This window comes from Neoluteolibacter marinus (genome assembly GCF_014904755.1).
Lineage (GTDB): Bacteria > Verrucomicrobiota > Verrucomicrobiia > Verrucomicrobiales > Akkermansiaceae > Haloferula > Haloferula marina.
This window is the reverse complement of sequence record NZ_JACZFQ010000021.1, coordinates 179,769-188,698: the sequence shown is the minus strand read 5'-3', so window position 1 is coordinate 188,698 and position 8,930 is coordinate 179,769. Positions and strand designations below refer to the sequence as shown.

11 protein-coding genes are annotated in these 8,930 nt (G+C 64.4%); 4 read left to right on the top strand and 7 right to left on the bottom strand.

All coding sequences use genetic code 11. The annotated features are described in order from the left end of the window. The coding region (locus IG178_RS05860; RefSeq protein WP_193211589.1) for an AAA family ATPase at positions 1-389 on the bottom strand (389 nt) is incomplete at its 3' end. Between the two features lie 112 nt (positions 390-501). On the opposite strand from IG178_RS05860, the gene IG178_RS05855 reads away from it, so the two are divergent. The 4 genes from IG178_RS05855 (at position 502) to rpsD (ending at position 2,871) form a co-directional block, all read left to right on the top strand. Continuing rightward, positions 502-1,149: a 3-keto-disaccharide hydrolase gene (locus tag IG178_RS05855; RefSeq protein ID WP_193211588.1), complete on the top strand. Its 648-nt coding sequence runs from the start codon at positions 502-504 to the stop codon at positions 1,147-1,149. Between the two features lie 133 nt (positions 1,150-1,282). Next, complete coding sequence (gene rpsM, locus IG178_RS05850; RefSeq protein ID WP_193211587.1) at positions 1,283-1,651, top strand: 30S ribosomal protein S13; 369 nt, start codon at positions 1,283-1,285, stop codon at positions 1,649-1,651. Between the two features lie 32 nt (positions 1,652-1,683). After that, positions 1,684-2,241 carry a 30S ribosomal protein S11 gene (gene rpsK, locus IG178_RS26140; RefSeq protein ID WP_343225932.1) on the top strand — a complete coding sequence of 186 codons (558 nt, stop codon included), beginning with the start codon at positions 1,684-1,686 and terminating at the stop codon, positions 2,239-2,241. A gap of 18 nt (positions 2,242-2,259) precedes the next feature. Next, positions 2,260-2,871, top strand: coding sequence for a 30S ribosomal protein S4 (gene rpsD, locus IG178_RS05840; RefSeq protein WP_193211586.1), 612 nt, complete (start codon positions 2,260-2,262; stop codon positions 2,869-2,871). A 121-nt stretch (positions 2,872-2,992) separates the two neighbouring features. On the opposite strand, the gene IG178_RS05835 is transcribed toward rpsD, so the two are convergent. The 6 genes from IG178_RS05835 to IG178_RS05810 all read right to left on the bottom strand — a co-directional run bounded on the left by IG178_RS05835 (position 2,993) and on the right by IG178_RS05810 (position 8,807). After that, positions 2,993-3,856 carry an alpha-1,2-fucosyltransferase gene (locus IG178_RS05835; protein ID WP_193211585.1) on the bottom strand — a complete coding sequence of 288 codons (864 nt, stop codon included), beginning with the start codon at positions 3,854-3,856 and terminating at the stop codon, positions 2,993-2,995. Next, positions 3,853-5,049: a hypothetical protein gene (locus IG178_RS05830; protein WP_193211584.1), complete on the bottom strand. Its 1,197-nt coding sequence runs from the start codon at positions 5,047-5,049 to the stop codon at positions 3,853-3,855. The genes IG178_RS05835 and IG178_RS05830 overlap by 4 nt, the downstream gene beginning before the upstream one ends. 3 nt (positions 5,050-5,052) lie before the next feature. Then, positions 5,053-6,573 carry an MBOAT family O-acyltransferase gene (locus IG178_RS05825; protein WP_193211583.1) on the bottom strand — a complete coding sequence of 507 codons (1,521 nt, stop codon included), beginning with the start codon at positions 6,571-6,573 and terminating at the stop codon, positions 5,053-5,055. Positions 6,574-6,675: 102 nt separating this feature from the next. Continuing rightward, positions 6,676-7,536, bottom strand: coding sequence for a hypothetical protein (locus tag IG178_RS05820; RefSeq protein ID WP_193211582.1), 861 nt, complete (start codon positions 7,534-7,536; stop codon positions 6,676-6,678). Beyond that, complete coding sequence (locus IG178_RS05815; protein WP_193211581.1) at positions 7,533-8,474, bottom strand: FkbM family methyltransferase; 942 nt, start codon at positions 8,472-8,474, stop codon at positions 7,533-7,535. Before IG178_RS05815 ends, IG178_RS05820 begins: the two co-directional genes overlap by 4 nt. Positions 8,475-8,534: 60 nt before the next feature. After that, positions 8,535-8,807 carry a GNAT family N-acetyltransferase gene (locus IG178_RS05810; RefSeq protein ID WP_193211580.1) on the bottom strand — a complete coding sequence of 91 codons (273 nt, stop codon included), beginning with the start codon at positions 8,805-8,807 and terminating at the stop codon, positions 8,535-8,537. Between the last annotated feature and the right edge of the window lie 123 nt (positions 8,808-8,930).

Below are 8,930 nucleotides of genomic sequence, written 5' to 3'. Positions count from 1 at the left end.
AATACCGGGCCTTTCACGAACTCGAATTCGCGGCGGCCGCCGACGCCGGACTCCTGGATGATGTCGGTGCCGGTGATGTCGGCCGGCATCAGGTCAGGCGTGAACTGGATGCGGTTGAAGGTCAGGTCAAAGGTCTTGGCGACGGAAGAAACCAGCAGGGTCTTGGCCAGCCCGGGCACGCCCATCAGGAGCGCATGGCCGCGGGCGAAGAGGCAGATGGCGAGTTGCTCGATGACTTTTTCCTGGCCGATGATCGCCTTGCCGAGTTCCGCGCGGAGGGCGGCGTAGGTTTTTCCGAGCTGGTCGATGGCCGCCACGTCGTCGGGCGGGAGCTGGTGGTCGGAGAGGGGGGGCGCGGCGGGTTCCGTGGCGGGGATGGCTTCTTCCATGTAATCGGGCGGTTTGCGGAATTTCAGCGAAGCTAAGGGAGCACTTCGTTTTGTCGAGGCGGATGAAGGGAATGCGACTTGTCAGACAAATTGGCAGCGTTAGCCTGTCGGCATGTTGAGAGAAATCGTGATCGCGGGATTGATGGTGGGTGCTGCAACGGCCGAGGAGCCGGCGTGGATTTCATTGTTCGACGGGAAGACCTTGTCCGGTTGGACTTCCGCCACCGGCGGCAAGCCGGGTGAAGGATGGAAAGTCGAGGAGGGTAGCATCCACCGCGCCGGAAAGGCGGGGGATCTCATCAGCGAGAAGGAATTCACCGACTTCGAGCTCGAGTTCGACTGGAAGGTCGCCAAGGGCGCCAACAGCGGCGTGAAGTACCGGGTCCAGAAGACCGCCGGGGGCTGGCTTGGTCCTGAATATCAAGTTCTGGATGATACCGGGCATCCGAACGGCAAGGTTGCCGACACCTCGGCGGCCTCGCTTTATGAGATCGTGCCGGCTGCCAAGGACAAGGCACTCAAGCCGCCGGGTGAATGGAATCATTCCAGGATCGTGGCCAAGGGCACCGTGCTCGAGCACTGGCTCAACGGCAAGCAGGTGGTGAAGATCGACATCGAAGGCACCGACTGGCCGGGACTGAAAAAAGACAGCAAATTTGCCAAGGTCGACGGCTTTGCAGGTCCGGCCGCCGGCCATATCCTGCTCCAGGACCATGGCGACGAAGTCTGGTTCCGTTCGATCCGCATCCGGGGGCATTGATTATCACTGGAAAAAATCCATTTCCCGCTTGCCAGAGGGGGCGCGTCTGCTAAACAGCCCGCCCGCCAGCAGGGGACCAGCACAATTCAAACGGTTCCGCGAAGCGGAGGACACTCGCTCACCACAGCATCACATGGCACGTATTTTCGGCATTGAAATCCCAAACGAGAAGCGCATCGAAGCGTCGCTGCAGTATATGTACGGCGTCGGCACCACGACCGCTGCTCGTATCCTTGAGCAATCCGGCATCGATCCGGACATCCGCACCGGTCAGTTGACCGAGGATCAGCTCGTGAAGATCGCCACCGTGATCCAGAGCCAGGGCATCATCATCGAAGGCGACCTCCGCCGTGAGAAGCAGGTCCAGCTCAAGCGCCTCACCTCCATCAACTGCTACCGCGGGATCCGCCACAAGCGCGGCTTGCCCGTCCGTGGCCAGCGCACCCGCACCAACGCCCGTACCCGCAAGGGCAAGCGCCGCACCGTCGGCGTGAAGAAGTAAGCGGCGCTTGAACGACCAACTTTTTTCCCGAAATGGCTGACGAAGAAACCAACACACCGGCACCGGAAGCCGCCGCGGCACCGGAGGCCGCTGCCACCCCGGCTGCACCCGCCGCCGAGACTCCCGCGCCCGCCGCGACCGAGGAGGCTCCCAAGAAGGACGACAAGAAGCGCGACATCTTTGCCGAGATCGCTGGTTCCGAAGAGACCCAGATCAAGATCCACAAGGCCAAGGGTTCGAAGAACATCTCCCGTGGCATCGTCCATGTGACCGCCACCTTCAACAACACCATCGTCAGCGTGACCGATTCCAACGGCAACACGCTCGGCTGGTCGAGCGCCGGCAAGATGGGCTTCAAGGGCTCCCGCAAGAGCACCGCTTACGCCGCCCAGGTGGTTTCCCAGGATGCCTGCCGCCAGGCCATGGGTCACGGCCTCAAGGAAGCCGAAGTCCGCGTCAAGGGCCCCGGTTCCGGCCGTGAGTCCGCGGTTCGCGCCGTGCAGGCCCTCGGCATCGACCTCCTTGCCATCAAGGACGTCACTCCCATCCCGCACAACGGTTGCCGCCCGAAGAAGGCCCGCCGCGTTTAATCGAATTCTCAGAAGATCATGGCTCGTTACACCGGACCCACCACCAAGCTCAGCCGCCGTTTCGGCGTGGCACTCTTCGGTTCCTCGAAGGCCCTTGAGCGCCGCAGCTTCCCGCCGGGCCAGCATGGCCTGCGCGCCGGCCGCAAGAAGAAGAGCGATTACTCGATCGCTCTTGGCGAAAAGCAGAAGCTCCGCTTCCAATACGGCGTCCTTGAAAAGCAGTTCCGCGGTTACTACGAGGAAGCAGCCCGCCGCCGTGGCATCACCGGCGAGATCCTGCTCCAGCTCCTCGAGACCCGTCTCGACAACGTCTGCTACCGCCTCGGCTTCGGCAACAGCCGCCAGGCTGCCCGCCAGCTGGTCAATCACGGCCACGTGCTGGTGAACGGCCGCCGCGTCGACATCGCCAGCTTCCAGGTGAAGCCGGGCGACAAGATCAAGATCGCCGCCAAGCCTTCCGCCCAGCAGCTTGCCCTGCGCATGCTGGACCTGACCCAGTCGTCCCCGCTGGTCGATTGGCTCACCCTCGACAAGGAAGCCCTCGAAGGCAGCGTTTCCCGCATGCCGGACCGCGCGGACATCAATCCGATCGTCAACGAGCAGCTGATCGTCGAACTTTACTCGCGCTGATCTCCACGGGATCGACCGATTTTGAAAAACGTCCGGAGGCAACTCCGGACGTTTTTTGCATTCTCGCGCCGACGACCGTTGGGGAAAGGGACCAGGAAACCGGAGGCCGGGTGGCGGGGAGCTAGTGCTCCAGCCGGTTTGGGACCTTGGTCCATTCCGACGCCGGCTTGAGCGGCCAGCCGGGGTCGTTCGGGGTCCACACCCGCTTGTCGGCGTGGCGGCGGAGCCAGGCCGCCCACCAGCTGAACGAGCTGTTCGCGACGATCGCATGACGGCAAGCCGCCATCAGTTTGAAGTCGCGCATTTCGTCGCTGCCGTCGTTACCGTGATAGGTCACCGGGGCTCCCTGGAAGTCGAGGTAGCGGCGGGCCCATTCGGGATCGTCGCCGAAGACGTGGAAGCGGCAGCCGCCGAGCATCGAAAGCGCGGAGCCGATACTGGATTCATAGTAGCCGGATCCGAGCCGCGGGCTGTAGCGGTCGCGGCGGATGTGGATGAACACCGACGGGGTGGATTCGAGCTCGGCCTCGAGGTCGGCGTCCGGGCCATCGGCAAAGGGCGGGGGAGTGAGTTCCTTGCGGATGGTGGACGAGCGCTCGAAGAAGTATTTCTCGCTCTGCCAGTAGCCGTTCAGGCGGACGACCTGGCGGGTGCTGATGAAGCCGGTGAGCTGCGTCTCCGTCTGGTCGGCCTCCTCGGCCAGATAGGACTTCAGCGGGTTCGGCAGCAGCTTGTTCAGGGTTCGGATGCCCTTGTGGCGGATCCCCTTCGGGTCACCGAGTCGCCAGCGTGGTGCGGCGGGAGTTCCGGCCACCGGGAAGCGGTCGAGCCGGTATGAGCGGCCGTAGCCGTCGCGGGTGTAGCCGGAAACCTCGTCGATCCACAGGTCGCGGCCGGTGCGGATGGCATAGGCGCGGGCGGCGGCGTAGGCGAAGAGCTGGTTTCCCAGCCCTCCCTTGATCATGGCGACGACGGCTCGGGTCACGGTTTCTTGCGGGATTCGAATTTTGCGAGCGCCGCGCGCAGGAAGGCGAGGTCATCGGGATGGCGGCGGGCGTAGTCCTCCAGCTGACCGCGAACGGCCGCGATCCGGGGTCCGATGTTGTCGGGAGTGAGCATGACTCCGTAGTCGCCGCTTCCGGAGAGACGGTCGAGCATGCGGTTCCCGATCGCGGGGGTGGCGTGGAAGAGATCGATCCATCCGTCGAGATGGGCGCCCTTTTCATCGGCCGGCGGCAGCGGCGGGGAGTTGAGCGGATGGCCGTCGAGGAAATCCCAGACCTCCACCGGCGGGGCGTCCGGCCGGGTGGCGTTGGCCCGGGCGGCGATTTCAGCGAGGGCGCGGCGGTCCTTCTCGAAGTAGGGGTCGGGATCTTCCATTTCGCGGAAGGCGAGCTGGAACAGCGCATGGTTGGGGGTGAAGAAGATGACGAGGCGGATCCCCCGTTCCTGGCAGGTTGTCACGATCTCCTCGACCATCGCCACTTTCGCAGGTGTCAGATCGCCGTGCCGGATGTGGTTCCTCGCCATCTGGACGGTGGTGGAGAGGTAGAGCGACGAGATCAGGCGGCGCTGGTCGTCGGGGAACGGCGTGTCACGGCGGAATCCCCGGGGTGTGTGGTCGGCGGGCTGGTGGCGGATGGCCCGCGAGACGGTTGCGGACGATGCTGCCAAGGTGGAGATCCCCGCCCGGTAGAGAAGGGCGCGTTCGATCGGGTCGCCGCCGGTCGCCAGCGGGGAGAACGAGAAGTCGGTCGGGTTCTGGCGCGGCAGGGGGGTGGTGAGGTCGCTGGCGTCGATGGCGAGTACGACGAGTTTAGGGGATTGTGCTTCGATGAAGTAGCGGAAGATCGCGTGGTTCTGGTCGAGCAGCCCCGCGTTGAGACCGAGGTTGACGCAGCGCATGCCGTCGAATGCGGGATGCGCGGGATCCAGCCCGATGTCGACGCGCGACGAACCGAACATCGCCGCGTCCCAGGCTGCGGACCGGGCGAGACCGGCTTTCGCGGTGCGACTCCAGTCCTTGTCGATCGCCCGGTAGGGTTCGAGGGCGCGGGAGGTCCATGGCGCCGGCGTGACCCGCCACGGGTTGACCCAGGTGTTGAACCACACCCCGCCGAATGCTGCGCCGAGGAGGAGCAGCAGGAAGAAGGTCTGGTAGCGGCGGAGCGGCTTCAATTGTTAGAACTGGAAATAAATGAACTCGCTTACCTTGTCGAACTGCAGTCCGACGGCAATGATGAGCAGGACGGTCGCCAGGGCATAGGGCCAGGTCGGCCGCCACTGGAGGCGGCGGTTCGGGAACCGCGGCGGGCTGTCGCGGGTGTGGTCGAAGAGGGCGGGCCGGTAGCGGCGGAAGAACTCCTGGGTGTTGGGCAGGAACCAGCAGGCGAGGAGGGCGGGCAACAACCGCAGCGGGGCGGCGGTGGCGACGATCCGGTTCGCCTTTTCCGGCCAGCCGGTGAGGCCTTCGATGCCGAACATCGAGGCGAGGATCGAGCGTGTGGCGGCGAGCGCCTGGCCGGTGGTGCCGCTGTCGGCGAGTTCCAGGCTGCCGGCACGGAACGGCACCCAGGCGGCCATCACGACCAGGAAGGTCAGCGCGATGCCGAGCGGGCGGGGCAGCGGTGCGCGGCCGGCTCTCTTGCGGAATGCAGACCAGGCGTGGTGAACGCACAGGAACAGGCCGTGCAGGCCACCCCAGATCAGGAAAGTCCAGCCGGCGCCGTGCCACAAGCCGCCGAGCAACATGGTGATGAGCAGGTTGCCATAGCGCCGGACCTTGCCGCGGCGGTTGCCACCGAGCGGGATGTAGAGGTAATCGCGCAGGAAGCGTGAAAGCGTGATGTGCCAGCGGCGCCAGAACTCGGTGATCGAGGCGGACTTGTAGGGCGAGGCGAAGTTCACCGGCAGGCGGATCCCGAACAACCGTGCGGCGCCGATGGCCATGTCGGAGTAGCCGGAGAAGTCGAAATAGATCTGCAGGCCGTAGGAGGTCGCGGCGATCCAGGCCTCGATGATGGTCAGGGGCCGGTCGCCGTGGGCGGCGAAATGGAACAGCGGATTGGCGACCAGCGCGGCGTTGTCGGCGATGACCACCTTCTTGAACATCCCGATGGCCAGGAAGCCGAGGGCGACCGGAAAATGACGGTGCCAGCCGGTCCACGGCTTGCGGAACTGCGGCATCATCTCCTGGTGGTGGACGATCGGTCCTGCGACGAGCTGGGGGAAGAAGGTGACGAAAAGCAGGTAGTCGGTGAAGTGATACTCCTCGGTTTCGCCGCGGAAAGCATCGACCAGGTAGGCGACCTGCTGGAAGGTGAAGAACGAGATGCCGAGCGGCAGCGCGATGGAGGCGAAGGTCGAGGTCTCCCCGCCGAGGGCGGCGAAGCTCTTCGCGAACAGGCCGGCGTACTTGTAGTAGCCCAACAAGGCGAGGTTCGCGGTCACCCCGAAGGTGAGCATCGCCTTGCCGGTGCCGCTTCCCTTGTGTCCGGCGAGGTAGCGGCCGAAAAGGAAATTGCCGATGCAGGATGCCCCGATGATCCAGAGGTCTGCGGGATTCCACCAGCCGTAGTAGACCAGGCTCATCGTCACCAGCCAGCACACCCCCGCGCGGTACGGTGCTCTCCGTAGCAGCATGAACACCACCACCGTGAGTGGAAGGAACAACAGCAGGAAGGTGTAGGAATTGAAAAGCACCCGGGGAGAATGATGAATCTACGAAGGACGGATGTCGTGCGGGGAAGGATTGGGAATCACTCTTGCCGACACTTCATTCGACATTCGGGAATTCCGGATTCGTCATTTAAAAGTGAGCACGCCGGCCTTCTCAAGCTCCGCCAGCGCCAGCGGCATCAGGCGCTGGGACAAGTGGGTGCCGTCGTGGAAGAGCTCGCGGTCGGCCATTTCCATTGGCTCGTGATAGAGGCCGGACAGCGCGATGAAGGAGATGCCGGAATCGGAGCAGTGCGCGCGGAGTTGCTCGATGTAGGCGTAAGTGATGTCTCGGCGCAGGCTCCACGGTCCGATGAAGGGGAAGGTCGGGCTGGTGAGCTTCTCCTCCTTGGGGATGATCTGGGGCGGGCCCCAGACGACGGGCTTGAAGCCACGGGCGGCGATCGCCTGCGGAAGCTTGATGAACTTCGCCGCGGTCTTGGCGACGACATCCTCGACCGGCTTGCCGGCGAGCACCGCCTTGGCCATGTGGATGCGACAATCGATTTCGCCGAAGGACAGCAGGACCTTGCTGCCCGGCTTCACATCCTTCTTCAGGAGGATCTCGATTTTCTCGCGCGAGCGGGTCGAGGAACCGGGGTCGCCGGCTTTCCAGGCAGTCGCCGGGCCGACGTGGAAGACGCGGAAGCAGGGCAGGAGGTCGAGGCCGCGGTTGATCCAGTGCGGTTTCCAGAGGGCACTGCGACGGTAGCGGATGAAGCGCAGGCGTTCCGCGCCGGCGAAGAACATCGTGTTGCTGTCGCCGATGCAGGTCAGCGGTTCGATGGTGTCTCCCGGGCTGCGGCCCAGATGGGCGGCGAGGAGGTCCCGGCGGCGCTGGTCGAACGGGGAGGAGGTGGTCCGCGGCTTGCGGGTCAACAGGGCGTCGAGGTCGTCGGCCAGTGACACGACCTCGGCGAGGGTGGCAGCGGGAAGCTCGGGAATCACGCTTTGGCCGGGCTTGATTCGACGATGGTCCACTCCGGGGCGAGCCAACCGTCCGGCGACTGCTTTCCGACGAGCACGAGGTCGGTGTGGACGCGGTTCGGGTCACCGTGAAGCTTGGGCAGGGATGCGAAGCCATCGACCCGCTTGAGGGTCTTGGTCTTGATGCTGGCGACGCGGTAGGTGTGGAAGCGCTGCTGGAGCCAGCCGAGGTATTCCATTGGTGACTGGCCGGCCCAAGTAATGTACTGGGCGTCGAACTCGATGAACCCGACCGAGCGGCCGACGGCGGCGAGGGTTTCGACGAAACCGCGGAGGGCTTTGCTTTCGTAGCCCTCGATGTCCATCTTGAAGAGCAGCGTCTTGCCCCGCGCATCGTCGAGCGGCACGACCGAGTCGATGGTGCGGGCGGGCAGCTTGAACTCCAGCGATTGCGGGCGGTCGTTCATTTCCTTCACCGCGGACGAGCTGCCGCTCCAGTCGGGGTTGACGAAGAACGGGATGTTCTCCGCCGGAGCATCGGAAACGAGACAGTTGGTGATCGTCATCCGCTCGCCGGCAGGGTGCCCCGATTTGCTCTTTTCGAGGTGCGGGATCAGCCGCGGGTTGGCCTCGAAGCCGAAAAGGCGGGCGTTCGACTCATAGTCGGTGCCGAACATGCATTCGCCGTAATTGAGTCCGACATCGACGATGATGTCCGGGTGGAGGTGGCGGTTGAAGTCGCGCCAGAACACGAGGTTTTCCGAGACCTTGCCGCGCAGCGGCTCCTCGACGACCTTCTTGAGCGCGCAGGGGTCGCCGGCATCGATGTAGATCCAGTGGCTGCTGCCGTGGAGCTTCGCCCGCTCCGGCTTCAGGGTGCCGTATCGGATGAGCGTAAGTGGCTTGAGGTAAGCGCGTTTGAAGGCTTTCTCCAAACGCTTGTAGGGGCTGACTTTCATGGGGCGCGCGGGCGAAGCATGACGAGCGCGCCGGAGGTGGGCAAGGCGGGATAGCGGCGCTCACTCCAACAGGTCGAGGGTACCGGGATGGCGCCGCATGTAGGCCGCCGCATAGCCACAGAGGGGCCGGACTTTCAGTCCTTCGGCGCGGGCAAAGGCGAGCACGTCGGCCATCAGCCGTCCCGCGGCTCCGGTCCCGCGCAGCGCCGGTTCCACTTCCACGTGGGGGATTACCAGCAGGCCGCCTTCTTTCCGATAGCTTGCGAAAGTCAGCAATCCGTCCTCGTGGCGCTCGAAGCGCTCAAGCGAGGTGTTGTCGGAGAATGAGTTCATGTGAGTTGGTCGCGAAGTTGGAATCCGATGCTGAATCCCCAAGGGTCGATCTGGAAAGCACTCGGGTCGGCTTGGGCGCGGAACTCCCTAGCGGTGTCGAGACGGAAGAAACAGCGGATCGCG

Excerpts from the sequence above, each read along its gene's own strand:
- IG178_RS05855 (WP_193211588.1), top strand. The coding sequence starts at position 502 with ATGTTGAGAGAAATCGTGATCGCGGGATTGATGGTGGGTGCTGCAACG.
- rpsM (WP_193211587.1), top strand. The coding sequence starts at position 1,283 with ATGGCACGTATTTTCGGCATTGAAATCCCAAACGAGAAGCGCATCGAA.
- rpsK (WP_343225932.1), top strand. The coding sequence starts at position 1,684 with ATGGCTGACGAAGAAACCAACACACCGGCACCGGAAGCCGCCGCGGCA.
- rpsD (WP_193211586.1), top strand. The coding sequence starts at position 2,260 with ATGGCTCGTTACACCGGACCCACCACCAAGCTCAGCCGCCGTTTCGGC.
- IG178_RS05815 (WP_193211581.1), bottom strand. The coding sequence starts at position 8,474 with ATGAAAGTCAGCCCCTACAAGCGTTTGGAGAAAGCCTTCAAACGCGCT.
- IG178_RS05810 (WP_193211580.1), bottom strand. The coding sequence starts at position 8,807 with ATGAACTCATTCTCCGACAACACCTCGCTTGAGCGCTTCGAGCGCCAC.